The sequence below is a fragment of the Streptomyces sp. NPDC055287 genome, from assembly GCF_053646035.1.
Window position 1 is genome coordinate 14,880 of sequence record NZ_JBSHNE010000006.1, and the last position, 25,114, is coordinate 39,993.

Annotated in this window: 18 protein-coding genes; 15 read left to right on the forward strand and 3 right to left on the reverse strand. The window is 73.0% G+C overall.

Annotated features, from left to right (window positions below; translation table 11 throughout):
• The first annotated feature begins 6 nt into the window (after positions 1-6).
• The 11 genes from ACWIHY_RS11880 to ACWIHY_RS11930 all read left to right on the forward strand — a co-directional run bounded on the left by ACWIHY_RS11880 (position 7) and on the right by ACWIHY_RS11930 (position 15,030).
• The gene (locus tag ACWIHY_RS11880; protein WP_454375494.1) at positions 7-954 is read left to right on the forward strand and encodes a carbohydrate ABC transporter permease; all 948 of its coding nucleotides are present in this window, start codon (positions 7-9) and stop codon (positions 952-954) included.
• Between the two features lie 5 nt (positions 955-959).
• A complete protein-coding gene (locus ACWIHY_RS11885) occupies positions 960-1,862 on the forward strand; it encodes a carbohydrate ABC transporter permease (protein ID WP_454375495.1) in 903 nt (300 codons plus the stop codon).
• An 8-nt stretch (positions 1,863-1,870) separates the two neighbouring features.
• The gene (locus ACWIHY_RS11890; RefSeq protein WP_454375496.1) at positions 1,871-3,136 is read left to right on the forward strand and encodes a 6-phospho-beta-glucosidase; all 1,266 of its coding nucleotides are present in this window, start codon (positions 1,871-1,873) and stop codon (positions 3,134-3,136) included.
• Positions 3,127-4,095 carry an N-acetylglucosamine kinase gene (locus ACWIHY_RS11895; protein WP_454375497.1) on the forward strand — a complete coding sequence of 323 codons (969 nt, stop codon included), beginning with the start codon at positions 3,127-3,129 and terminating at the stop codon, positions 4,093-4,095. The genes ACWIHY_RS11890 and ACWIHY_RS11895 overlap by 10 nt, the downstream gene beginning before the upstream one ends.
• A 270-nt stretch (positions 4,096-4,365) precedes the next feature.
• The gene (locus tag ACWIHY_RS11900) at positions 4,366-5,715 is read left to right on the forward strand and encodes a hypothetical protein (RefSeq protein WP_454375498.1); all 1,350 of its coding nucleotides are present in this window, start codon (positions 4,366-4,368) and stop codon (positions 5,713-5,715) included.
• A gap of 20 nt (positions 5,716-5,735) precedes the next feature.
• On the forward strand, positions 5,736-6,740 hold the full coding sequence (locus ACWIHY_RS11905) for a glutamate ABC transporter substrate-binding protein (RefSeq protein ID WP_454375499.1): 1,005 nt from the start codon (positions 5,736-5,738) through the stop codon (positions 6,738-6,740).
• A 103-nt stretch (positions 6,741-6,843) separates the two neighbouring features.
• The gene (locus ACWIHY_RS11910; protein WP_454375766.1) at positions 6,844-8,127 is read left to right on the forward strand and encodes a hypothetical protein; all 1,284 of its coding nucleotides are present in this window, start codon (positions 6,844-6,846) and stop codon (positions 8,125-8,127) included.
• A complete protein-coding gene (locus ACWIHY_RS11915) occupies positions 8,124-10,943 on the forward strand; it encodes a tetratricopeptide repeat protein (RefSeq protein WP_454375500.1) in 2,820 nt (939 codons plus the stop codon). Before ACWIHY_RS11910 ends, ACWIHY_RS11915 begins: the two co-directional genes overlap by 4 nt.
• A 3-nt stretch (positions 10,944-10,946) precedes the next feature.
• Positions 10,947-12,227 carry a PP2C family protein-serine/threonine phosphatase gene (locus ACWIHY_RS11920; RefSeq protein WP_454375501.1) on the forward strand — a complete coding sequence of 427 codons (1,281 nt, stop codon included), beginning with the start codon at positions 10,947-10,949 and terminating at the stop codon, positions 12,225-12,227.
• 155 nt (positions 12,228-12,382) lie between these two features.
• Positions 12,383-13,759, forward strand: coding sequence for a vWA domain-containing protein (locus tag ACWIHY_RS11925; protein WP_454375502.1), 1,377 nt, complete (start codon positions 12,383-12,385; stop codon positions 13,757-13,759).
• A 68-nt stretch (positions 13,760-13,827) separates the two neighbouring features.
• A complete protein-coding gene (locus tag ACWIHY_RS11930; protein WP_454375503.1) occupies positions 13,828-15,030 on the forward strand; it encodes an FHA domain-containing protein in 1,203 nt (400 codons plus the stop codon).
• Between the two features lie 54 nt (positions 15,031-15,084).
• Here ACWIHY_RS11930 and ACWIHY_RS11935 read toward each other — a convergent pair whose 3' ends face one another.
• Positions 15,085-16,068, reverse strand: a complete 984-nt coding sequence (locus ACWIHY_RS11935) for a methyltransferase domain-containing protein (protein WP_454375504.1) — start codon at positions 16,066-16,068, stop codon at positions 15,085-15,087.
• 113 nt (positions 16,069-16,181) lie between these two features.
• On the opposite strand from ACWIHY_RS11935, the gene ACWIHY_RS11940 reads away from it, so the two are divergent.
• From ACWIHY_RS11940 to ACWIHY_RS11955, 4 genes are all read left to right on the forward strand, one after another.
• Positions 16,182-16,586: a globin gene (locus tag ACWIHY_RS11940; protein WP_454375505.1), complete on the forward strand. Its 405-nt coding sequence runs from the start codon at positions 16,182-16,184 to the stop codon at positions 16,584-16,586.
• A gap of 152 nt (positions 16,587-16,738) precedes the next feature.
• Complete coding sequence (locus ACWIHY_RS11945; protein WP_454375506.1) at positions 16,739-20,074, forward strand: FtsX-like permease family protein; 3,336 nt, start codon at positions 16,739-16,741, stop codon at positions 20,072-20,074.
• A 1-nt stretch (position 20,075) separates the two neighbouring features.
• The gene (locus ACWIHY_RS11950; protein WP_454375507.1) at positions 20,076-22,838 is read left to right on the forward strand and encodes an FtsX-like permease family protein; all 2,763 of its coding nucleotides are present in this window, start codon (positions 20,076-20,078) and stop codon (positions 22,836-22,838) included.
• Entirely contained in the window at positions 22,835-23,794 is a 960-nt protein-coding gene (locus ACWIHY_RS11955) for an ABC transporter ATP-binding protein (RefSeq protein ID WP_454375508.1), read from the forward strand. Before ACWIHY_RS11950 ends, ACWIHY_RS11955 begins: the two co-directional genes overlap by 4 nt.
• 129 nt (positions 23,795-23,923) lie before the next feature.
• On the opposite strand, the gene ACWIHY_RS11960 is transcribed toward ACWIHY_RS11955, so the two are convergent.
• On the reverse strand, positions 23,924-24,643 hold the full coding sequence (locus ACWIHY_RS11960) for a hypothetical protein (protein ID WP_454375509.1): 720 nt from the start codon (positions 24,641-24,643) through the stop codon (positions 23,924-23,926).
• Positions 24,640-25,113, reverse strand: coding sequence for an acyl-CoA thioesterase (locus ACWIHY_RS11965; protein WP_454375510.1), 474 nt, complete (start codon positions 25,111-25,113; stop codon positions 24,640-24,642). The genes ACWIHY_RS11960 and ACWIHY_RS11965 overlap by 4 nt, the downstream gene beginning before the upstream one ends.
• Position 25,114: the final 1 nt, after the last annotated feature.

Genomic DNA, 25,114 nt, shown 5'->3' on the forward strand with positions numbered 1-25,114 from the left:
CGCCCGATGAGCACGACCACGCACACGCTCCGCTCGAAGCGCCGGAGAACGGCACTGCGGACGGCGGCCTTCATGTCGCCGTGGCTGATCGGCTTCAGCGTGTTCTTCGCCTATCCGCTGCTGTCGACCGTCTATTTCTCCTTCATGGACTACGACGGTTTCGCGGTCCCCACGTTCAACGGACTCGACAACTGGACCTACGTCTTCCGCGACTACCCCATGTTCTGGCCCTCGCTGGGCAACACCCTCTGGCTGGTCCTGGTCCTGGTCACCTGCCGGGTCGTCTTCGGTCTGGGCGTCGGCCTGCTGATCACCAGGATCAAGACGGGTACGGGGGTCTTCCGCACCCTCTTCTACCTGCCCTTCCTGGCGCCGCCCGTCGCCGCGACGCTCGCGTTCGTCTTCCTCCTCAACCCCGGTACGGGGCCGGTCAACTCGATCCTCGGGAACCTCGGGCTGCCGACCCCGGGCTGGTTCAACGACCCGTCCTGGTCGAAGCCGGCGCTCACCGTGCTGGCCGTGTGGGGCATCGGCGACCTGATGGTGATCTTCATGGCCGCGCTGCTCGACGTACCGAAGGAGCAGTACGAGGCGGCAGAGCTGGACGGCGCCTCCGGGCTGCAGCGCTTCCGCTACGTCACGCTGCCGAACATCTCGCCGATCGTGATGTTCTCCGTCGTCACCGGCGTGATCCAGACCATGCAGCACTACACGCAGCCGCTGGTCGCGGGGAAGGTCGCCTCCGGCATCATCGGCGGCTCGGGCCAGCAGTTCGAGCCCGGCTACCCCGACAAGTCGACGCTGACGCTCCCCCAGCTCGTCTACAACCTCGGCTTCCAGCGCTTCGACTACGGGGCCGCGTGCGTGGTCGCGCTCGTGCTGTTCGCCCTGGCCATGGCCTTCACCGCGCTGCTGATGCGGCGGCGCGGCGGCATCCTCCAGGCAGGTGAATGACAGCCATGACGCAACTTCTCGACAACCCCGTGGAGTCGGGGACGAACGCCTCCTCCGCCACCCCCGCCGAGCGCACCGCACGGCGGAAGGCGCTGCTGCACTGGATCGCCGTCCACGCGCTGGGGATCGCGGCCGCGCTTTTCTTCGTGCTGCCGTTCGTCTTCGTCGTACTGACCTCACTGATGAACGACCAGCAGGCGCTGACCCGCGACCTCACGCCCAATACCTGGGAGTGGGGCAACTACGTCAAGGTCTTCGAGACGCCCGGCTTCCTGACCTGGTGGAAGAACACCCTCCTGTACGCCGGACTCGGCACCGTGCTGACGGTGGCCTCGTCCATCCCGGTGGCGTACGCGCTGGCCAAGTTCCGCTTCCGGGGCCGCGATCTCTCCCTGATGCTGGTCGTCGCCATGATGATGCTGCCGCCGCAGGTCGTCATCATCCCGATGTACCTGTTCTGGGCGAAGCAGCTGGACCTGTCCGGCACCCTATGGCCGCTGATCATCCCGATGGCGTTCGGCGACGCCTTCTCGATCTTCCTGCTGCGGCAGTTCCTGCTGACGATCCCGAACGAGTACCTCGACGCGGCGAAGGTCGACGGCTGCGGCGAGGTCCGGACGCTGATCCGGGTCGTCCTCCCGATGGCCAGGCCGGGTATCGCGGCCGTCGCGCTGTTCCAGTTCTTCTACGCCTGGAACGACTACTTCGGACCGCAGATCTACGCCTCCGAGAACCCGGCGGCCTGGACGCTGTCGTACGGCCTCGAATCCTTCAAGGGCGCGCACCACACCGACTGGAACCTGACCATGGCCGCGACCGTACTGGTCATGGCCCCTGTGATCGTCGTCTTCTTCTTCGCCCAGAAGGCGTTCGTCGAAGGCGTCACACTGACCGGAGTAAAGGGCTGATGGCTGGCATGAAACTCGCAGTAGTGGGTGGCGGCTCCACCTACACCCCCGAATTGATCGACGGCTTCGCCCGCCTGCGGGACACCCTGCCGCTCGAGGAGCTCGTCCTCGTCGACCCGGCGGCCGGCCGCCTCGACCTGGTCGGCGGCCTTGCCCGCCGGATCTTCGCCAAGCAGGGCCACCCCGGCCGCATCACGACCACGTCCGACGTGGACGCGGGTGTCGCGGACGCCGACGCGGTGCTGCTCCAGCTCCGGGTCGGCGGGCAGGCCGCGCGCAACCAGGACGAGACATGGCCGCTGGAATGCGGGTGCGTCGGGCAGGAGACGACGGGCGCGGGCGGACTCGCGAAGGCGCTGCGCACGGTCCCGGTCGTCCTGGACATCGCCGAGCGGGTACGCCGCGCCAATCCGGACGCCTGGATCATCGACTTCACCAACCCGGTCGGCATCGTCACGCGCGCCCTGCTCCAGGCCGGTCACAAAACCGTCGGGCTGTGCAACGTGGCGATCGGCCTCCAGCGGAAGTTCGCGAAGCTGCTGGAGGTGGAGCCCGCCGACGTACACCTGAACCACGTGGGCCTCAATCACCTCAGCTGGGAGCTGGGGGTGCGTCTCGGCGGCCCCGAGGGCGAGGACGTGCTGCCGAAGCTGCTCGCCGAGCACGGTGACGCGATCGCCGACGACCTGCGGCTGCCGCGCGCCGTGCTCGACCGGCTCGGTGTCGTCCCCTCCTACTACCTGCGTTACTTCTACGCGCACGACGAGGTGGTGCGGGAGCTCGGGACGAAGCCGTCGCGGGCGGCGGAGGTGGCGAAGATGGAGGCGGAGCTCCTGGCCATGTACGGCGATCCGGCGCTGGACGAGAAGCCCGCGCTCCTCGCCAGGCGCGGCGGCGCCTTCTACTCGGAGGCGGCGGTGGACCTGGCGGCGTCGCTGCTGGGCAACGGCGGCAGCCCGGTGCAGGTCGTCAACACGTACAACAACGGCACGCTGCCGTTCCTCGCGGACGACGCGGTCATCGAGGTCCAGGCGAGGGTGGACCGTACGGGCGCAACACCGCTGGCCGTGCCGGAGCTGGACCCGCTGTACGCGGGGCTCGTCGCGAACGTGACGGCGTACGAGGACCTGGCGCTGGCGGCGGCGCTGCGCGGCGGACGCGACCGCGTCTTCAAGGCGCTGCTCGCCCACCCCCTGATCGGCCAGTTCGAGTACGCCGACGGGCTCACCGACCGGCTGATCGCGCACAACCGGGAGCACCTGGCGTGGGTGTGAGCGCGGCGGTTGTCGCCATCGACGCGGGCAACAGCAAGACGGACGTGGCGGTGGTCGGGGCGGACGGTACGGTCCTGGCCGCCGCGCGCGGCGGAGGCTTCCAGCCGCCGGTGGTGGGGGTCGGGGCGGCGGTCGACGCGTTGGCGCGGACGGTCGGCGAGGCACTGGCGGAAGCAGGCGTCGAGGAGGCGGAGCACGTCTCGGCCTGCCTCGCCAACGCGGATCTGCCCGTCGAGGAGGAGGAGTTGGCGGCCTCGGTGCACGCGCGCGGCTGGGGTCGTACGACGGAGGTCCGCAACGACACCTTCGCGGTCCTGCGGGCGGGCGTCGACGAGCCGCGCGGCGTCGCGGTGGTGTGCGGCGCGGGGATCAACTGCGCCGGGATGCTCCCGGACGGGCGCACCGCCCGCTTCCCCGCGATCGGCCGGCTCTCCGGCGACTGGGGCGGCGGCGGGGGGCTGGCGGACGAGGCGCTGTGGTTCGCGGCGCGGGCGGAGGACGGCCGGGGCGCACGCACGGAGCTGGCGGGCGCGCTCCCGGCGCACTTCGGGCTGCCGTCGATGTACGCGCTGATCGAGGCGCTGCATCTGGGGCGTATCGCGCCGGGGCGGCGGCACGAGCTGGCGCCGGTGCTCTTCGCCGTGTCGGCGCGGGGGGACCGGATCGCCCGGTCGATCGTCCACCGCCAGGCGGAGGAGATCGTCGCGATGGCCACGGTGGCGCTCCGGCGCCTCGGGCTGCTCGACGAGGTCGCCCCGGTGCTGCTGGGCGGCAGTGTCCTGGCGGCCCGCCACCCGGAGCTGGACGGCCGCATCGCGGCCCTGATGTCGGACCGTGCCCCGAAGGCGGTCCTGCGCGTGGTGACGGCACCGCCGGTGCTGGGCGCGGCGCTGCTGGGCCTGGACCGTACGTCGGCCCCGGCGCGGGCACATGAGCGACTGCGGTCGCACTACGCGTAGGACGGGCTTCCCGGGGCTGGAGCGGTTGCCGCAACCGAATCCAGCCCCTCCGGCTTTGAGGGGCGGGGTCATGGGCGGCGCCCCAGGAACCGAACCCGTCCCCCCTGCGTATACATCAGGGGGAGTTCATCGCGCGCGACGCCTTGATCGGCACAAGATCCAGTCAATCCTGGTGTGGATACCGGTCCCTGCGGCCATACTGCTTGCCGGGTGCCGTCCCCCGCCCGTACAGGGCGACGGCAGACCGTCGATGACCGAGGGGGAGGTCACGTGGCACACCCGCCGAATGTGCGCGAGGCACAGCCGCCCGCGCGAACGACCGCGTGGTCGGAGGGCGTGGACCGGCTGCGCGCCGGCGCCACCACCGAACCCGGCCGGCTGCGCATCATCGGCGCCCTCGTGGCCGCGCTCGTCGTCGCGTTCGGTGCGGTGACCGCCTGGGAGATCGCGGACCGGGCGGCAGCCGCGGACGACGTCGTGACCCGCAGCCAGCCCCTGAGTGCCGACGCCGCGAGCATCTACCGCTCCCTCGCCGATGCCGACTCCGCCGCCGCGAGCGGCTTCCTGGCCGGCGCGCAGGAACCGCAGGACGTACGCGAGCGGTACGAGGACGACATCGCCACCGCGTCCGCGCTGCTCGTGAAGGCCGCGGCCAACACGGAGAGCACCAGCGCCTCCGGGCGCGAGATCACCGCCCTCAACAGGCAACTTCCCCAGTACACCGGCCTGGTGGAGCGGGCTCGCGCCAACAACCGTCTCGGCCTGCCCCTCGGCGGCGCCTATCTGCGGTACGCGAACGAGCGCATGACCACCAAACTGCTGCCGGCGGCCGAGCGGCTCTACAAAGCGGAGACGAGCCGGCTCGGGGACGACTACGACGACGCCCGCGTGTGGCCGTTCACCGGGCTCGGGCTCGGCGTCCTCGCGCTGGCCGGCCTCGCCTGGGCCCAGCGGCGCAATTACCGGCGTACGAACCGGGTGTTCAACCACGGCATGCTGGCGGCGAGTGTCGCTTCCGCCGTGGTCCTGCTGTGGCTGGGCGTCGGGCACGCCGTGGCGCGGGCCGGGCTGGAGGACGCGATGGCGCACGGCCAGAAGTCGCTGGAAGTCCTGAACGACGCCCGCATCAACTCGCTCAACGCCCGCGCCAACGAGAACCTCACCCTGGTCGCACGTGGCGCCGTCATGGCCGAGGACGGCAAGAGCGACCTGTACGAATCGCAGTTCGCCAACGGCATGAAGGTCCTCGGGCAGCGCCTCGGGGAGGCCCGCGACCTCGCCGACGACACGCAGGGGAGCGGTCCTCTGACGGACGCGACCGCCAAGGCCGACGAGTGGCGCAAGCGGCACACCACCGCGCGCGCCACCGACGACAGCGGCGACTACGAAGGCGCCCTGGCGAAGGTCATCGGTGACAAGGGCTCCACGGGCGAGTGCTTCAACGGGGTCGACGCCGCACTGGAGAAGGCGCTCGCCCACGAGCAGGCTGAGTTCACCCGGGCCGCCGAGGGCGGCCGGGGCGCGCTCTCCGGGCTGCCGCTCGGCGCCGCGGTCCTGGCGGTGCTGGGCGCGGCGGGTGCCGTGCTCGGCATAGGGCGCAGGCTTTCGGAGTACAGGTGATACGGGTGGGAGGAGGCGCGGTGACCAGGACGGGCAGCAGGAACGGCGGCGCGGGCGGCAGGCTGCGCGGCTGGGGCGGAGTGGCCGGGATGGCCGCGGCCTGCGCGCTGACGGCCGCGGTGACGCTGCTGCCGCTCTCCCACGGCGCCGGCGCCGACGGTCCCGGCACGGCGGGGCACGGTGTGGCGCGGGCGGTCGCCGCGCGGGACGACACCTGTGAGGAGCCGGAGCGCAGTCTTCGGCCGTCGAACGCGGAGGGCCCGGCGATCGAGAAGATCAAGGCCCGGGGCAAGCTGATCGCGGGCGTCGACCAGAACAGCTTCCGCTGGGGCTACCGCAATCCGGCCACCGGCGATCTCGAAGGGTTCGACATCGACCTGGTGCGCGCCATCGCGGAGGACATCCTCGGCGACCCCGACAAGGTCATCTACCGCGCCATACCCACCAATCAGCGCATCCTCGCCCTCCAGGAGGACCGGGTCGACGTCGTCGTGCGGACGATGACGGTCAACTGCACCCGCATCAAGGACGTCGCGTTCTCCACCGCGTACTTCCAGGCGGGGCAGCAGGTCCTCGCCCCGAAGGAGTCGACGGTCAGGGGCTACGACTCCTCGCTCGCCGGCAAGAAGGTCTGTACGGCGAAGGGCTCCACGGCGTACGACGCGCTGGCCGCGAAGTCGTTCGGCGCGAAGTTCGAAGGGCTCACCGTGTCCAACCAGCTGGACTGCCTGGTGCGGCTCCAGCTCGGCGAGGTCGACGCGGTGGTGACGGACAACGCCCTGGCGGCCGGCCAGGCGGCGCAGGACCCGGCAGTCGAGCTCAAGGGCGAACCGTTCACTCAGGAGTACTACGGCGTGGCGACGAAGCTCGGCAGCGACGACCTGGTGCGCCGGCTGAACCAGGTCCTCGACGACTACCGCGAGGGCGGTGACGACGGCCCGTGGATGAAGGCGTACGCCAAGTGGCTGAAGGACGACCTTCCCGGCGTGAAGAAGCCGCCGGAGCCGAAGTACCGCGACAATTGAGCCGGTTGGATGTTGGGCAGAACGACACGAGGCAGCACATCGGGGAAGCGGAAGAGCGGAGAGGTGATCGATGAGCGTGGCGGCGGGTGCCACCGGGCCGGTGATGGACCGGGACGAGGTGGACCGCGCGCTGGCGCGGCTCGGGGCGGAGTACGAGGCGATCGAGAGCTCGCTCCTCGCGCTGCAGGACCACGCGGGACGCCGGCTGCTCGAGGGCGCCGAGCTGACGGGCACCACACTGGACCGCTGGAACGCGACGGAGCCGGCCATCACCCTGCTGTGGTCGTACTTCGACACGTACACGGCGGCCCTGCGCGCCGCCCGTGAGCTGCGGTCGAGGCGGCGTTTCCCCAGCCGCCAGGACCTGACCGAACTGACTGACATCCTGCGCGGCGCCAGCGTGACCGTGGCGGGCAGCGCGTCCTCCCACATCACCCCGTCGATCACGGGACCGGCCAAGCTCTCCGAGCGGCTCACGCTGGCGGAGCTGGTGTCCCGGATGAACGACCTGTACGCCCAGTCGCTCGACATGGTCGTCACGGCGGACGCGGTGTGGTCCGCGCTGCCCGCCCGCATCGACCTCCTCGCGGCGGAGCTCCAGCGCACCCGTTCGCTGGCGCACTCCGTCGGAGTACGCCCCGGTGAGCATCCGTCGGGCGACGACCTGGAGTCGATCACGCACGAGCTGGGGGCGCTGCGCGCGCAGGTGGTGACCGACCCGCTCGCCTTCTGGCGTCCGGGGCTCGGCAGTTCGGCGCCGGGCGGCGGCCGCCCCGACACCGAGCGCTACGACCGGGCGGCCCGTGCGCTCGAGGAGGTCCGGCGCGAGATCGACGCGGTGCTGACCGTACGACAGGACGCCGAGCAGCGGCTGGTCCGGCTGCGTGACGTGCTCTCGCGCGCGGACCGCACGCTCACCGAGGCCCGGTCGGCGCGCGGCGAGGTGCTCGCGAAGATCGCCGCGTCCGAGGTGCCGGCCGTCGGCGGCCCGCCCACCGCGCTCCAGGAGCAGCTGGTGCTGGCGGCCGACTATCGCAGGCACGCCCAGTGGCACCGGCTGTCGCCGCTCCTGGAGTCCCTGGAGCGCGAGGCCGAGGACGAGTTGATGCGTGCGCGCGAGTCGTTGACCGCGGTCACCGCGCCGCTGGCGGTACGGGCCGAGCTGCGCGGCCGGCTCGACGCGTACAAGGCGAAGGTCGCCCGGCACGGCATGGCGGAGGACCCGCTGCTGATCGAGCGGTACGACGCCGCCCGCCGCATGCTGTGGAGCGCTCCGTGCGATCTGCGGGTCGCGGAGCAGGCGGTGCTGCGGTATCAGCAGGCAGCCGCGGAAGTCCTGGTTCCGCGACGGACCGAGCCCAGCGATCACACGGGGAATCCCTCATGAGCCAGTGTCAGCGCCCCGGATGCGAGGGCTCGTACGAGGACATGGGCGGCGGCGAGTTCTACTGCGACACCTGCGGGCTCGCGCCGGTCGTCTCGCCCACCGGGATGCTCTCGTCGCCCCCGACCGGGATGGCGGCAGGCGGCCGGAGCGGCAAGGGCGGCGACAGCTCGTCCGCGCGCAGCGGCTCTCGGGCTTCCGTGCCGTCCTCGTCCCGCTCGTCGCGGTCCTCGACCTCGCGCCGCTCCGTCTCCGGCCGCCTCTCCCGCTCCCTGTCGGGGGCGTCCACGTCCCGCTCGGTCTCGGTCCGCAGTTCCGGTGCGTCGTCGGGCGCGTCCGGGCGCAACCGGCTGGGCGCGGGCCTGGTGTCGGTTCCGGACGTGCCCCGCCCCGATCCGCAGTCCGCGGTGATGACGAACCCCGAGGTCCCCGAGCGCAAGCGGTTCTGCTCGCGCTCCGACTGCGGGGCACCGGTGGGGCGTTCGCGCGGGGACAGGAAGGGGCGTACGGAGGGCTTCTGCACGAAGTGCGGGCACCCGTACTCCTTCGTGCCGAAGCTCGGCGCGGGCGACATCGTGCACGGCCAGTACGAGGTCATGGGCTGCCTGGCGCACGGCGGCCTCGGCTGGGTCTACCTGGCGGTCGACCGCGCGGTCTCGGACCGGTGGGTCGTGCTCAAGGGCCTGCTCGACACCGGTGACCAGGACGCGATGGCGGCGGCGATCTCGGAGCGGCGATTCCTCGCCGAGATCGAGCACTCCAACATCGTCCGCATCTACAACTTCGTCGAGCACCTCGACCAGCGCACCGGCTCCATGGACGGCTACATCGTCATGGAGTACGTCGGCGGCAAGTCCCTCAAGGAGATCGCCAACGAGCGGCGCGGCCCGGCGGGCAAGCGCGACCCGCTGCCGGTCGAGCAGGCGTGCGCGTACGGCATCGAGGCGCTGGAGGCGCTGGGCCACCTGCACAGCCGCAATCTGCTGTACTGCGATTTCAAGGTCGACAACGCCATCCAGCAGCAGGACCAGCTCAAGCTCATCGACATGGGCGCGGTCCGCAGGATGGACGACGACGAGAGCGCGATCTACGGCACGGTCGGGTACCAGGCGCCCGAGGTGGCGGAGGTCGGGCCGTCCGTCGCCTCCGACCTCTACACGGTGGCGCGCACGCTGGCCGTGCTGACCTTCGACTTCCAGGGCTACACGAACATCTTCGTGGACAGCCTGCCCGACCCCGGCCACATCGAGGTCTTCCGGCGGTACGAGTCCTTCTACCGGCTGCTGGTCCGCGCGACGGACCCCGACCCGGCGCGCCGGTTCGCGTCGGCGGCGGAGATGGCGGAGCAGCTGACAGGCGTGCTGCGCGAGGTGGTCGCGCTCCAGACGGGCCGCCCGCGCCCGGCGCTGTCCACCCTCTTCGGCCCGGAACTGCGAGTTCCGGACACGCAGTTGTTCGCCGAACTGACGGGTGACGTGTCGCAGCTGGGCGGCCGGGTCGTCCCGGCCGGACGGCGGGCACGCCGCGGCGCTCGCGTGGTCGTCCCGGCGCAGGGTGGCGGCGCGGGCCCGGCCCCGTTCGGAGTGCCCGTCCCGGGTGGGTACGCGGGCGCGGCAGCCATTCCGGCGCAGGGAACCGGGACCGGGCCGCTCCCCGGCTCGGTGCAGGGTCACGCCGTCACAGGCGGCCCGGGGTACGGCGGGCACGCTCCCGGCAGCGGTGGTTGCCCGGCGCCGGTTCCGCAGCCGGGAGCACCCGGCGGTGCCGGGGCCGGCGTGGCCCATTCCGCGACCCAGGCGGCCGTCCCGGCGCCGGTGACCGTGCCCGGGGCCGTCGCGCCGCCGGGGGCCGCTCCCGGTGTCGGGCCCGGCGGCGTACCGGCGCTGTCCCCTTGCCTCGCGCCCCTGAAGGCGGGGGCGACCGCGCTCGCGCTGCCGGTGCCGCGCGTCGACCCGGACGACCCCAACGCGGGATTCCTCGCGGGCCTGCTGGCCTCGGCCCCGGCGGAGCTCATCAGCGCGCTCCAGTCCGCGCCCGGCGACTCCGTCGAACGTCGGCTGCGCGAGCTGCGGGCCCGCCTGGAGATGGACGAACGAGCCGTCGCCGCCGAGGCGTTGCGCACCCTGGAGCTCCAGCACCCGGACGACTGGCGGGTCGTCTGGTACCGGGGCATCGCCTCCCTCGCGGCGGGGGACGACGAGAACGCCGCGCTGTCCTTCGACGCCGTCTACGACGCGTTCCCCGGCGAGGCGGCGCCCAAGCTCGCCCTGGCCGTGTGCGCCGAAGTCCTCGGACAGCTCGACAACGCCGCCGAGTACTACCGGCTCGTCTGGGCGACCGACCCGAGTTATGTGAGCGCCGCCTTCGGCCTCGCCCGCGTCCAGCTCGCGGCGGGCGACAGGCCCGGCGCCGTACAGACGCTGGAGTCCGTGCCCGAGGCGTCGATCCACTACACGGCGGCACGGGTGGCCGCCGTGCGCGCGCGCCTTCGCCGGCGCGCCACGCAGGACCCGCTGATCGACGATCTGACGGCGGCAGCGACGCAGGTGGAAGCCCTGGAGAGCTTCGGACTCGACGCCGTACGCCGGGAGCAGCTGTCCACCGAGGTGCTGGGCACCGCCCTGGACTGGGTACTCTCCGGTGGGCACGGGGCTCGCCCCGCGCAGACCGCGCTGCTCGGCAGCCAACTGGACGAGCGTGGCCTGCGCTTCGGTCTGGAGCGCTCGTACCGGGTACTTGCCCGGCTCGCCCAGCGCGGCGACGAGAGGATCGACCTGGTGGAACGGGCCAACCGTTTCCGCCCCCGGACCTGGGTGTGAAAGATGTCGCAGATGCGCCAGCTGCCTGCTGAGCCGACCTGTCCCGGCTGTGAAGAGCCGCTGGAGCCCGGCGACTTGTTCTGCGGGGCGTGCGGATACGAGCTGTCCGCCCTGACACAGACGCCGGAGGACCACCCCACGGTGGCCATCACGGTGGCGCCGCCCGCCGCGGGCGCCGCCACGGAGGCCGTCCCGCCCGCGGCCGTACGGTACGACGATCCGCCCCGGGCGGCCTCCGGGACAGGGGACTTCACGCTTGCGGCGCCCGCCCCCGCACCCGTGTCGCCGGAGCCGCAGCCCGTCGACCCCCGCTCCGTCGCTCCCGAGCCGACGCCCCCGTCCGGCACGGTCGCCAAGGTGTGCGTCGCGTGCCGCACCGGCAGGATCGACGAAGACGGTTACTGCGAGAACTGCGGTCACGCCCAGCCCCGTGAGCGCGACCACATGGAGCAGGAGCTGGACGCGGTCGCCGCCGTCAGCGACCGCGGGCTGCGCCACCACCGCAACGAGGACGCGTTCGCGGTCTCGGCGGCGGCGCTCCCCGACGGTTCGCCCGCCGTCGTCGCGATCGTCTGCGACGGCGTGTCGTCGGCGACCCGCCCCGACGAGGCGTCGGCCGCCGCGGCGACGGCCGCCAACGAGGCCCTCCTGGAGTCACTGCCGCGCGGCACGCACCCGCAGCAGGCGATGCACGAGGCGATCGTCGCCGCCGCCGAGTCTGTCAACTCGCTGGCCACCGACGGGGAACACGGCATGGAGCACGATCCGAACCGGCACACGAACGCACCCGCCTGCACCCTGGTCGGCGCGATCGTGGCCGGTGGTCTGCTCGTGGTCGGCTGGGTCGGCGACAGCCGCGTCTACTGGGTGCCCGACGACCGCACCGCGCCTCCCGCCCGCCTCACCGAGGACGACTCGTGGGCGGCCCAGATGGTGGCCGCGGGCCTGATGAACGAGGCGGAGGCGTACGCCGACGAGCGCGCCCACGCCATCACGGGCTGGCTCGGCGCCGACGCGTACGAACTGGAGCCGCACACCGCTTCTTTCAAGCCGGACCGGCCGGGCGTGGTGGTGGTGTGCACCGACGGCCTGTGGAACTACGCGGAGGCCGCGCGGGAGATGGCGCAGGTCGCACCGGCCGACGCCGCCGTCCGGCCACTGCACTGCGCCCAGGTGCTGGTGGGGCACGCGCTCGACGGCGGGGGCCACGACAACGTAACAGTGGCCGTGCTGCCGTTCGCCATGCCGGAGCAAGGGGCAGGATCGGCCTACGGCACGGCGTAAGGCCCCTGCGTACCGACCACACCCGTCACTCAGTCACCGTCTGAACCGCCTCCACCGTCTGAACCGCCTCTACGCATCCACCGCCTTCACCGCTTCTCCCATGGACGTGGAGCGGGCGGGCGTCGAATCAGTCCGTCCCGAGGAGCCGATTGACCATGGCCAACTTCTCCAAGTCGCACGTGCCGCAGTTCTCCGTCGACGTGTACCAGAACGAGTACCTGCCGGAGGGTGGCCGCGAGGTCAACGCGATCGTCACGGTGACGTCCACCGGCGGCGGCACGAGCGGAGCCGCCGCGCTCCTCGCCGGGGCTGGTGCCTCGCTGGCGTACATACCTGTGGGGCAGGGGCAGGGGCAGACGCCGGGCGCCGCCGTCGTGATCATGGTGGACTGCTCGGGTTCGATGGAGTACCCGCCGACCAAGATGCGCAACGCGCGCGAGGCAACGGCGGCCGCCGTCGACACCTTGCGCGACGGTGTCACGTTCGCGGTGGTCGCCGGCACGCACCAGGCCAAAGAGGTCTACCCGGGCGACGGGCGCCTCGCGACCGCGAGCGCGGTGACCCGGGCGCAGGCCAAGGAGGCGCTGTACAGGCTGAGCGCCGGCGGCGGCACCGCCATCAGCACCTGGCTGCGGCTGGCCGACAAGTTGCTCGCCGAGGCGCAGGCGCCGATCAGGCACGGCATCCTGCTGACCGACGGACGCAACGAGCACGAGTCTCCCAAGCACCTTCAGAACGCCCTCGAAGCCTGCGCGGGCCGCTTCACCTGTGACGCGCGTGGCGTCGGTACGGACTGGGACGTGAAAGAGGTCACCGGCATCGCCTCGGCGCTGCTCGGCACGGCCGACATCGTCGCCGACCCCAGCGGGCTGGCCGCGGACTTCACGCAGATGATGGAGAACGCGATGGGCAAGGAGGTCGCGGACGTGGCCCTGCGGCTGTGGACACCCGTCGGTGTGGAGATCAAGTTCGTCAAGCAGGTGGCGCCTGCCGTCGAGGACCTGACCGGGCGCCGTACGGAGGCGGGCCCGCGTGCCGGGGACTACCCGACGGGTTCCTGGGGCGACGAGTCCCGCGACTACCACGTGTGCGTACGGGTGCCCGAGGCAGGCATCGGCCAGGAGATGCTGGCGGCCCGCGTCTCTCTGCTCCTTCCCGACCCGTCGGGCGGTACGCCGCAGACGCTCTCCCAGGGGCTCGTACGGGCGGTGTGGACGGACGACATGGTGGCGTCCACCTCCATCAACCCGCAGGTGGCGCACTACACAGGACAGGCCGAACTGGCACAAGTCATCCAACAGGGGCTTGATGCGCGCAAGTCTGGAGATTTCGACGGAGCGACGGCGAAACTGGGCCGCGCGGTGCAGTTGGCGGCAGCTTCCGGCAACGCGGACACCGCGAAACTGCTTTCGAAGGTGGTGGACGTCGTCGACGCGACGACGGGTACTGTGCGACTCAAGGCGAAGGTCGCAGAGGCGGACGAGATGACCCTCGAAACGCGCTCGACCAAGACAGTTCGCGTCAAGAAGTAACCAATAAAAGCTGCGAGAAGTACCGATTTACGGCCCCAGGGCCGAACGAGAGAGGGGGAAGCGCCGACATGCCGACCTGCCCGAACGGACACCAGTCGGGTTCCGACGACTGGTGCGAGGTCTGCGGCCATCGCATGGCCGGCGCCGTGCCGCCGCCTCCCCCGCCTCCGCCACCGCCCGCCCCCGGTTACGGCTACCCGCAGGGCCCCGGCCCTGGCCCCGGCTCGGGCTACGGCTTCCCGCCGCCCGGACCCGACGCCACCGCCCAGGCGGAGATCTGCCCGCAGTGCCGCACCCCGCGCGAGGCCATGGCCCCGTTCTGCGAGGAGTGCCGCTGGAACTACCTGACGAACACGGCGACCTCGTACACGCCCGTCGCCCCCCAGAACTCCGGCCCGGGCCCCGGCCTCAACCTGCCGCCCGGCTTCCAGGCGCAGCAGGGGCCGCCGCCTCCGCAGGCCCGGGATCCGTACGAGTACCAGGGCTCGCGGCCGTCGCAGGTCAACCGGCCGGCCGAACCGCTGGCGCCCGAGCAGTCGGGCCGGCAGGCGCCGCCGCAGGCCTTCCAGCAGCAGCCGCCGTTCCAGCAGCCGGGCCCGCCGCAGTTCCAGCAGCAGGGTCCGCCGCCGCCGTCGTTCCAGCAGCAGGCACCGCCCGCGCCGCCGCAGCACCAGCAGCCGCTTGCTCCTCCGCAGCGGGACCGCAACGGTGACGACGACTGGATGCTGCCTCCGCCGTCACAGCAGCAACACCAACAGAACCAGCAGAACCAGCAGCAGCAACCGCCGCAGCACCAGCAGGCGCATCAGCAGCAGGCACCCCAGCAGGCGCAGCCGCCTCAGCAGCAGTACCAGGCGCCCGCTCCGGCCGGCTGGACCGCGACCGTGGGCCCCGACCGTGAGTACTTCATGGCGATGATGCAGCGCAGCGGCCCCGACGCCGCGGGCCTCAACCTGCCCGCGTACTCGCCCGAGCAACAGCGCCCGCTCACCGGCAACCAGGTCACCATCGGCCGCCGCCGCCACAGCACGGGCGAAGCCCCCGACATCGACCTGTCGGTGCCGCCGGAGGACCCGGGCGTATCGCACCAGCACGCGGTCCTGGTCCAGCAGCCCGACGGCTCCTGGGCCGTGGTCGACCAGAATTCGACCAACGGCACCACGGTCAACGGCGCGGAGGACCCGATCCAGCCGTACGTCCCCATCCCTCTCCAGGACGGCGACCGCGTGCACGTGGGCGCCTGGACGACGATCACGGTCCGACGGGGTTGAGCAGGCCACGGACCCCCGTCGCTGAGCGCGGCTCAAGGAGCCGCGCTCATCCGGTCAGCCGGTCCACTCCCCCACCGTCCCACCCAGCGGCCACGCATAGGCGCCCCGCGGATCGTCCAGCCAGGCCCACTCCCCGTCCTCGGCGACCGTGACGCCGAAGCGGTCCCGCGACGGCCGCTTCTCGCGGTGCCACAGCGTGAGCGCCTCGTGCGGGTCCAGGCTGCCCGCGGTCAGCGCGAGCATGAACCGGAACAGTTCGTTCTCCAGCGCCCTGCGCGGCAGCCCGCCCAGTTGCCTCGGCGCGGGCTCGGCCGGCCCGCCGCGCAGCGGGACGAAGTACGCCGGGGTGTGCAGGAAGCGCCCCTCCGCATGCGAGGCGTCCCGTACGTCCAGTGCGAGCAGCCCGGTCGCCAGCGGCGCCAGGATCCGGGCCCCCGGCCGGCACTGGGCGAGCCAGGCTCGTGGCACGGACGGCAGGGCGCAGGTCGCGATGATCCGGTCGAAGGGGGCCCGGGCGGGACAGCCGCGCGCCCCGTCCCCGGTGACCACCTTCGGGTGGTACCCCGCCGCCTCCAGGTGCTTGCGCGCCGACTCGGCGATCTCCGGGTCGAGGTCGATCGTGGTCACCAGCTCGTCGCCGAGCCGGTGCGCGAGAAGCGCCGCGTTGTAGCCGGTGCCCGCGCCGATCTCCAGTACGGCGTTCCCGTCCCGTACATCCAGCTCCTCCAGCATCCCCGCCATCAGCGAGGGCTGGCTGCTGGAGGAGATCTGCTCGCCGCCGCGCATGCGGGTGGCCAGCGGAGCGTCCGAGTAGACCCCCCGCAGCCACCGCGCCCGCCGCTGCGGATCGGGGTCCTCGCTCCACAGCCGCTCATGGCCTGCCGGGCCGGGGACGAAGAAGTACGGCACGAACAGGTGGCGCGGGACGTCGTTGAAGGCCGCGCGCCAGGCGGGGTCGTCGAGGGCCCCGGCCGCCGCCATCTCCCGTACCAGTGCCGCACGGGCCTCGGCGTACATGTCCACGTGAGGTGAGCCCATACGCCCACTGTCGCGCGGCGCGGGCCCCGGGGCGAGTGTCTGGGGGCCGTGGGCGCCATGGGGCCGGTCCTAGGCCTTAGGTCGTCGGCCGGTCCGTCTGAGACGATGGACGGGTGAAAGAGATTCCGCGCGGCACGCTTCAGGAGCAGACCTTCTACGAGCAGGTCGGCGGCGAGGAGACCTTTCGGCGCCTGGTGCACCGGTTCTACCAGGGAGTCGCGGAGGACCCGCTGCTCAAGCCCATGTACCCGGAGGAGGACCTGGGCCCCGCGGAGGAGCGGCTCGCCCTCTTCCTGATGCAGTACTGGGGCGGCCCCCGCACGTACAGCGACAACCGGGGCCATCCGCGCCTGCGGATGCGGCACGCGCCGTTCACCGTCGACAAGGCCGCGCACGACGCCTGGCTCAAGCACATGCGGGTGGCCGTCGACGAGCTCGGGCTCTCCGAGGAGCACCAGCGGCAGCTGTGGGACTACCTGACGTACGCCGCCGCCTCGATGCTCAACACCGAGGGCTGACGCGCGCATTGCGGTGACCGGCGCCCGGAATCCGGTCACGATCGTGTCAAGTCCGCTGTGCAAGCGGTTTCCTCCGCCACCCGACTCTGACAGCATCCCCACAGGCCGGTGGCGCGCGTAGCGCCACGACAGGGCGGTTTCGGGGGGAACGGGTGGCGGGGTTCATATTTCTGCGCGTACGCGCGCACCGGCTGCTGCTCACCGCCGCGCTGCTCTCCGTCCTCCTGACGACGGCCGTACTGGCGACCCTCGCCGCCTTCTCCGCCTCCATCGGCGACGCCGGGCTCCGCCACTCGCTGCGGACCAGGAACGCCGCTTCGGCGGCGCTGCTGATCAAGGCCGAATCTCTGAGCGGCGACGGGAAGCCCGCCGAGGGCGCGGTACTGGCCGGGGCCCGTGCGGCGTTCGACGGGCTGCCGGTGGAGCTGCGCAGGTTCGGCCGCTCGGGGCCGTACGCCCTGCCGGACGGCCTCCGCTCGCCCAGCGCCACGAAGGACGACCCCGACCTCACCCATGTCGCCTCGCTCGACCGCTCGCGGGTCCGGCTGACGGCGGGCACCTGGCCCGGGAATGGGGCGGGCGGCGTTTCCGACGTGGCACTGCCCGAGGCGGTCGCCCAGGAGCTCGAGGTGACGCCCGGCCAGAAGGTGTTCGCCCTCACCGACCGGCTCGGCGGTCCAGCTCTCAAGATCCGCTTCACCGGCCTCTACCGGCCCGCCGACCGGACCGACCCGTACTGGCAGTTGGACGAGCAGGGCGGCCGAGGTGCCAGCAAGCTCGCCTTCACGACGTACGGTCCGCTGCTCGCCAACCCCGCGCTCATGGGCTCCGGCCGCGTCAGCGCGGGCCACGTCGGCTGGCTGGCGACCGCCGACTTCCGTACGGTCACCACCGACCGGATCGGACCGCTGCGCGAAGCCGCCAAGGGCAGTACGGCTCACCTCGACGCGCAGGAGCCGCTCAAGGGGAAGGTCACCGTCCGCACCGCGCTGCCGGATGTGCTGGACCAGGCGGAGCGCTCGCTCCTGGTGGCCCGGTCGACGCTCCTGATCGTCTCGCTCCAACTGGTGCTGCTCGCCGGTTACGCACTGCTCCTGGTGGCCCGGCTGCTCAGCTCCGAACGGGCGGGCGAAAATGCCCTGTTGCGGGCGCGCGGCGGCTCCCGGCAGCGCGTCACCGTCCTCGCCGCCGCCGAGGCCGTCCTGCTCGCCCTGCCCGCCGGGATGTGCGCCCCGCTGCTCGCCGGACCGCTGACCCGGCTGATCGCCGGACAGGGGTCGCTGTCCCGGATCGGACTGCGCCTCGACACCGCCCCGACCGCCCAGATCTGGCTGGTCGGCGTGTCGGTCGCGGTCGGCTGCGCGGTGGCCGTGGTGGCTCCGGCGCTCGGCGCGGGCGGTGCGGGCGGCGGACGTGCCCGGGCGCTGCCCGGTCCGCTGCGGGCAGGTGCGGACATCGGTCTCCTGGTGATCGCCGGTGTCGCGTACCGGCAGCTCGACCGGCAGTCCTCGGGCAGCGGTGCGATCAGCGGCGACCGCGAGGGCAGGCTGGGCATCGACCCGCTGCTGGTCGCGGCCCCCGCACTGGCGCTGCTGGCCGGCACGATGCTCACCCTGCGGCTGCTCCCGCCCGTCGCCCGCCTAGCCGAGCGCCGCGCCTCCCGGGGCCGGGGCCTGCCCGCCGCGCTGGCGGGCTGGCAGCTGAGCCGCCGCCCGACGCGCGGCGCCGGCCCGGTGCTGCTGCTCGTACTGGCGGTGGCGATGGGCATGCTGGCGATCGGGCAGGGGGCGACCTGGGACCGTTCGCAGGACGACCAGGCGGACTTCCGGTCGGGTGCGCCGGTGCGCGTACTGGGCAGCAGTACGCCACAGTTGGGCCAGGGCGGGGTGTACGACGGGATGCCGGGCGTACGCTCCGCGGCGCCCGCCGCCCGTACCAACCTGGAACTGTCCGACGGACGCTCCGCGACCGTGCTCGCCCTGGACACCACACTCGCCGCACAAGGACTGCGGCTGCGCGACGACCTGGCCGACGGCGGGGACCCGGACCGGGTGATCGACGCCCTGAAGCCCGCGCGGCCCACTGCCCGCGAGGGGGTGCCGCTTCCCGAGGGCACCGCCCGGCTCGCCCTCGACGTGACGTTCCGCTCGACGAGCCTGACCGCCGACGACGACGAGTCGGCCCCGTCCCTGACCGTCACGCTGAAGGACCGTCACGGCGTGCCGTACCAGCTGTCGATGGGACAGCTGCGCCCCGACGGCCGTCCGCACACGTACACGCTGGACATCGCCAGGGCCGCCGGCTCCCCCGAGGGCCGGCCGGCCGGTCCGCTGGGGCTCACCTCCGTCGACGTCGACCAGGAGCTCTTCGACGTCAGGGACACGCGCGAGCGGCTGACCGTCGGGGCCGTACGGTCGCTCGCCGCCGACGGCGCCTCCCGCGAGGTCCCGTTGCCCGCCGGCCTGAAATGGCGCGCCAAGGCGTCCATCGGCTCGACGGACAGCGCCTCGGTCGACGTCATGCCGCGCGCCGGCCGGCCGCGCTCCTCCCCCGCCGAGCCGCTGGACGTCACGTACCGCACCGGCAAGCCGGTGGAGTTCGGCGACCGGTTCGCCGCCTCCCGGACGGTCAACATCCGGATCACCGCCTCGGCCCCGAAGCCTCCGCTGCCCGCGGCCGTGGTGACCGACCGCTTCCTGGACTCCAGCGGCGCGAAGGCGGGTTCCGTCCTGGAGATCCCGCTGGCGGGCGAGTCGCTGAAGGTGCGGATCGCCGCAGTGGTACGGGAGCTGCCGACCACGGGGCCGAGCACCCGTACCCTCGCGCAGGCCCGGGACGCCAGCACGGAGGGCGGGGCGGTCCTGCTCGACCTGCGCGCCGTCAACCAGGTGCTCGCGGCCCTGCCCAACGCCTCCCTTCCGCCCGGCGAATGGTGGTTGTTCACCGCCCCCGGAGCGTCCGGTGACGTGGCGTCGGCGCTGCGCGAGCGGCGCGACATCGACCCCGCGCAGATCCAGGTGCGTGCGGAGATCGCCCGGGAGCTGCACGACGATCCGCTGGGCGCGGGCCCGCAGGCGGCGCTGCTCGCGGCGGCCGTCGTCGCGGCGGCGCTGGCGGCCGTCGGGTTCTCGGTGAGTGCGGCGGGCTCACTGCGGGAACGTTCCGCCGAGTTCGCCGTACTGCGCGCCCTCGGCGCGCCCCGCCGCCAGCTCGCCCGCCTGCACGCCGCCGAACAAGGCCTGCTGATCGGGCTGGCGCTGCTCGTGGGGCTGGCCCTGGGCACTGTGCTGGCCCGGGCCGTGATCCCGCTCATCGTGCTCACCGAGCAGGCCGCCCGGCCCGTCCCGCACGTGCTGGTCGAACTGCCCGCAGGCCCCGTGGCGGCGCTGCTGGCCGGGGTGGCCGCCGTACCTCTGCTGATCGTGGCGGTGCCGACGCTGCGGCGCGGCGATCCGGCTACGGCGCTGCGTGCCCAGGGAGGCAACTGACATGGGTGGGACGGGGAAGAGGACGCGTGCCGTCGCGCCCTGGGTCCGCACCAGGCTGCGCTCCGCGCCCGGCCCGGCGGTCGCGCTCGTACTGCTCGTCCTGCTCACCTCCGCCCTCGCGGCGGCGTTCCCGCGCGCGGTCGACACGTACGAGGACCGGGGCCTGCGCCACGCGGTGAGAACGGCGCCGGCCGGCCAGAGCGTCATCGAGCTGACCACCGATCTGTCGGACCCGCGGATCGACCCGACGCGGCGCCACGAGTACGCCCGGCCCGCGCTCCTGGCCGAGCAGTACCGGAAGGCGAAGGCGCTCCTGCCGGACGGGCTGCCGGCGGATGCCCGGCAATCGGCCTACGGCGTGCACACCATCGAGCCGTTCGCCGCCGACGACCCGTGGCTGCCCCGCCCGGACGGCCTGCCGGCGAAGTTCTCGCTGAGCACCCAGTCCGCGCTGCCCGTGCATTCGCGGCCGAGCGAGGGGCGGCTGCCGCGCGCCGAGGCCGGCACGATCACCGGGCGCACGCGCGCGGTGGAGGCGGCGGTCACCACCGCCACCGCCAAATCGCTGAAGCTCAAAGTCGGTTCGACCGTTCATGTCAGTTCGCCCCTACGGTCCAGCAGCCTGGCGGTGACCATCACCGGGATCGTCGAGCCGCGCCGGCCCGAGCTGAGCTACTGGTCCTTCGAACCGCTGCTGCGCACGCCCGGTCTGCAGTACGAGCCCGGTACGTCCCCGCCCAGGCAGTACTGGGTCGCCGCGCTGCTGCTGGCGCCCGACGCCGCGCCCGTGATCTTCGGCGTCGATCCCAGTCCTGAGCTGTACTGGCGCTTCGCTCCCCGGGCCGACCCGCTCACGGCCGCCGGACTGACCGGGCTGAGGGCCCGTGTCGCCTCCCTGGAACACGGCCCCGGCCGGACCCGGATGCGCGCCGAGGCCGTACCCGACGCGAGCGTCGACTCCCGGCTCGACGACGTCCTCGCCTCCTTCTCCGGTTCCCTCGGTGCCGTCGACCCCGTCGTGGCGGTCGGGGCGTTCGGCGTCGGGACCGTTGCCGCCGTGGTGCTGCTGATGGCAGGCGGCCTGGCCGCCGCCCGCCGGGGCGCCGAACTCGGCCTGCTGCGCTCACGCGGCGGCTCCGTGCGCGGCATCGGCGGCCGGCTGCTCGCCGAGACGGCGGTACTGGCGGTGCCCGCCGCCGCGGCCGGCTGGGGGCTGGCCGCCCTGCTCCTGCCGGAAGGCCGCGCGCTGCCCGCGGCGCTGGCCTCGGGGGCCGTCGCCCTGCTCGCCTGCTGCACGCTGCCGCTGCGCGCCGTCTACGTGCACCGCAGGCCGCGGGTGCACGGCGGGCGCGACGACCTGGTCCACGCGAAGCCGTCCAGGCGCCGTACGGTCGCGGAGCTGACCCTGCTCGTCCTCGCCGCCGGAGCGGTCACCGCACTGCGCCGCCGGGGGGCGGGCTCCGGTCAGGTCGATCAGCTCGTCAGCGCCGCGCCGGTGCTGATCGGCGTCATCGCGGCCCTCGTGCTCGTACGCCTCTATCCGCTGCCCCTGCGCCTCGCGGCCCGGCCCGTGGCACGACGGCGCGGCGCGATCGGCTTCCTGTCGCTGGCCCGCGCCGGCCGGTCCCCCGCCACCGCCGCGCTGCCGCTGCTCGCCCTGCTGACCGCGCTCACCACGGCGGCCTTCGGCGGCTCCGTACTCGCCGGGGTCGCCGACGCACGGGAGCAAGCGTCGACCCTGGCCGTCGGCGCGGACGCCCGCGTCTCCGGGCTGGAAACCCTGCCGCCCTCTCTGGTGGACGCGGTGCGCGAGGTGGCAGGAGTACGGGAGGCGACGCCCGTGCTCATCGACTACAACCTGGACCTGCGCGACGGCAAGGGCTCGGTGCCCCTGGTGGCCGTGGAGCCCGAGTCGTACGCCGAGCTGGCCCGCCGCACCGGCCTGGGCGCCTTCCCGGCCGGCCTTCTGCAGCGGCCCGGCGGAAAGCAGTCGTCGGCCGGCCCCGTCCCGGCGATCGCGTCCCCGTCCGTCGCCGAGCGGCTCGGTTCGGGTACGACGCGGTTCACGTCCCTGGCAGGGGACTTCGAGGTACGGGTCGCGGCCCGGCGCCCCACCACCCCCGCGCTGCCCGACAGCGGCTTCCTGCTCGTCGACGCCGGCGCACTGGAGCGTTCCGTACCGAACACCTTGCTGCTCACGGGCGACGGCATGAACACGGCGGCCGTCGAGGCGGCCGTGCGCGAGGCGGGCGGGGACATCGCGGTCACGTTCCGGTCCGAGGAGCGCGCCGCGCTCGCCGACTCGCCGGTCCAGGCGGGCGCGGGGCGCGTCTACACGGCCGCGGTGGCGGCGGGCGCCGGGTACGCCGTACTGGCCGTACTGCTCTCCCTGCTCCAGACCGTCCCCGAACGCAGGGCTCTCCTCGCCCGGCTGCGCACCATGGGTCTGACCCGCGCTCAGGGCCGGCGCCTGCTCGTCCTGGAGTCACTGCCGCAGGCGCTGCTGGCGGCGTTCGGCGGAGCGCTGGTGGGGTGGGCGGCGATCCGGCTGGTGGGCCCCGGCCTGGACCTGGCGGAGCTGGCGATGGCGGCGCCTCGGCAGCTGGACGCTCTGGGCCCCGTACAACTGCGCACCGACCCCTGGTCGTTGCTGCTGCCGGCCTGCGGCGTGGTGGCGATCGCGGCGGCGGTGGCGACGGTGCAGGCCTGGTGGTCGACGCGCCTCAGGACGACAACGGAACTCAGGGCAGGAGACTCCACATGACAACCGAAACCTCCCCCACCTCCCTGGCGGACCTGGAGCACCGCGCGACCACCCGTCGCAGCCGCCCCGCGTACGGCCACGACGCGCTGATCTCCTGCGACCGCCTGGTGCGCATCTTCACGACGGACGGCGTGGAGGTCCAGGCGCTCCAGGGCCTCGACCTCCTGGTCGAGGAGGGCGAGCTGATGGCGCTGGTGGGCGCGTCGGGCAGCGGCAAGTCGACCCTGATGAACATCCTGGCGGGCCTCGACGAGCCGACGGCGGGCGCGGCGAAGGTCGCGGGCTGCGACCTGCTGGCGATGGGCGCGAAGGAACGGCTGCGGTACCGGCGGGACGTGGTGGGCTTCGTCTGGCAGCAGACGGCGCGCAATCTCCTGCCGTACCTGACGGCGGCCCAGAACGTCTCGCTGCCCATGCAGTTGCGCGGCCGCGGGCGCAACCGCGACCGCACGGCCCGCGCCGACGCGCTCCTGACGATGCTGGAGGTCGCCCACTGCCGCGACCGCCGCCCGCACCAGATGTCCGGCGGCGAGCAGCAGCGAACGGCGATCGCGGTGGCGCTCGCCAACAGCCCCTCGGTGCTGCTGGCCGACGAGCCGACCGGCGAACTGGACTCGGCGACCGCGGAGCAGATCTTCCAGGCCTTCCGCACGGCGAACGAGGAGCTCGGCACGACGATCGTGATCGTGACGCACGACCAGCAGGTGGCGAGCGAGGTCCGCCGCACGGTGGCCATCCGCGACGGCCGCACATCGTCGGAGGTACTGCGCCGCACGGAGGTCGACGCGACGACGGGCCAGGAGTCGGTGGTGGCCAGGGAGTACGCGATGCTGGACCGGGCGGGCCGCTTGCAGCTCCCCGCGGACTACACGCGGCCGCTGGGCATGGAACACCGGGTGATGCTGGAACTGGAACAGGACCACATCGGAATCTGGCCGGACAAGCAGGAGGACTGACCGGGCCGACCGCTTGCGGCCCGTCCGCCGCGACCCGGCAGACCAAGCCCGTCCGGCGTTTGAGGACGGAAGCCTGCGCCGGACGCGCGGCGCCGGGCAGGCGGCTTCGGGCCGCCCACCCCACCGCACCTACACCGGCGCCACCGAAAGCACCCCGAGTCCTGCCCGGCGTACCGCGATCGATCCGTACGGCGTGCGCAACCGGAGCCAGCCGCCAGCGGCCAGCAGCGCCACCGCCCCCGGTTCCGCGTCGGCCCGCCCGGGCCTCAGGAAGCCGAGTGACTGTGCCGCGTGCACCGCTCGCAGCGGCAACTCCGTCTCGCCCAGCGTCCGCGACCAGATCTCGCGGCCGATACGGTCCCGAGCCGCCCGCGTCCGGTCCTCCGGCGCCAACGCCTCGTCCCGCGCCCGGAATTCCGCGACCGCGGCGGCGACCACCGCGCGCATGGCGTCGGGCCCCGGCAGCCCCGGAACCTGCCGCCAGCCACCACGCGGCGGCAGCACCCCGGCCCACGGCGGCCCCGTAACCGCGCCCGGCACGACAACGGCCCCGGTGGACTCGTCGATGCCTTCGAGAAGCTCGCCGGCGGAAACGGTGACGTCCAGCCCCCCGGCATCCGCACCGGAACCCTCACGCGCACCCGCGCCGGAACCCGCACCAGCGAGCCGCGAAGTCCGCACAGCCAGCACGTCGAACGACGGCGGCCGCCCGAAAACGGCCACCGCCCCACCGCCCACCTGCAAACGAACCGCCGCGGCCCGGTCGTAATGGATCAGCCGACCGAGGAACGCGGCAAGATCAGCCGCCTCCCCCACATCGGCCAGCACCAGCCCGCTCAGCGCCGTCATGCGGCGACAGCCCCCCGCGGGCCCCGCCGGCCGGCACGGTCACCCTCGCCGTCGTCCAGGTACTCCTGGAGGAACGACTTCTCCTCCGCCGAGATCCGCCGCGGCCGCGCCGCCTCGAGGTCGTACGGCACGACGACCGTCGAGGCCCGCACGTACACCCGCTCGGAGCCGTCGGTGTCCGTGTCCTTCACCTCGTATGCGATCGTCAGCGACGCAGCGCCTATCTTCGTGACCCACGACTCGATGGTCACCGGCTCGTGCCGGTGGACCAGCGGCAGCTTGTAGTCGATCTCGTGCCGGGCCACGACGGACCCGCCTGCGAACGACGGGGAGCCGTCCCCCGGCGCCAGCCGGAACATGAAGTCGATCCGCGCCTCCTCCAGGTACCGGAGGAAGACGACGTTGTTGACGTGCCCGAAGGCATCCATGTCCGACCAGCGCAGAGGGCAGCGGTAAATGTGACGCGACAAG

What these genes read in the sequence shown, in the direction of transcription:
- ACWIHY_RS11885 (WP_454375495.1), top strand. Translation starts at nt 960, where the DNA reads ATGACGCAACTTCTCGACAACCCCGTGGAGTCGGGGACGAACGCCTCC.
- ACWIHY_RS11930 (WP_454375503.1), top strand. Translation starts at nt 13,828, where the DNA reads ATGCCGACCTGCCCGAACGGACACCAGTCGGGTTCCGACGACTGGTGC.
- ACWIHY_RS11955 (WP_454375508.1), top strand. Translation starts at nt 22,835, where the DNA reads ATGACAACCGAAACCTCCCCCACCTCCCTGGCGGACCTGGAGCACCGC.
- ACWIHY_RS11915 (WP_454375500.1), top strand. Translation starts at nt 8,124, where the DNA reads ATGAGCCAGTGTCAGCGCCCCGGATGCGAGGGCTCGTACGAGGACATG.
- ACWIHY_RS11950 (WP_454375507.1), top strand. Translation starts at nt 20,076, where the DNA reads ATGGGTGGGACGGGGAAGAGGACGCGTGCCGTCGCGCCCTGGGTCCGC.
- ACWIHY_RS11890 (WP_454375496.1), top strand. Translation starts at nt 1,871, where the DNA reads ATGAAACTCGCAGTAGTGGGTGGCGGCTCCACCTACACCCCCGAATTG.
- ACWIHY_RS11935 (WP_454375504.1), bottom strand. Translation starts at nt 16,068, where the DNA reads ATGGGCTCACCTCACGTGGACATGTACGCCGAGGCCCGTGCGGCACTG.
- ACWIHY_RS11880 (WP_454375494.1), top strand. Translation starts at nt 7, where the DNA reads ATGAGCACGACCACGCACACGCTCCGCTCGAAGCGCCGGAGAACGGCA.
- ACWIHY_RS11925 (WP_454375502.1), top strand. Translation starts at nt 12,383, where the DNA reads ATGGCCAACTTCTCCAAGTCGCACGTGCCGCAGTTCTCCGTCGACGTG.
- ACWIHY_RS11960 (WP_454375509.1), bottom strand. Translation starts at nt 24,643, where the DNA reads ATGACGGCGCTGAGCGGGCTGGTGCTGGCCGATGTGGGGGAGGCGGCT.
- ACWIHY_RS11920 (WP_454375501.1), top strand. Translation starts at nt 10,947, where the DNA reads ATGTCGCAGATGCGCCAGCTGCCTGCTGAGCCGACCTGTCCCGGCTGT.
- ACWIHY_RS11910 (WP_454375766.1), top strand. Translation starts at nt 6,844, where the DNA reads ATGGACCGGGACGAGGTGGACCGCGCGCTGGCGCGGCTCGGGGCGGAG.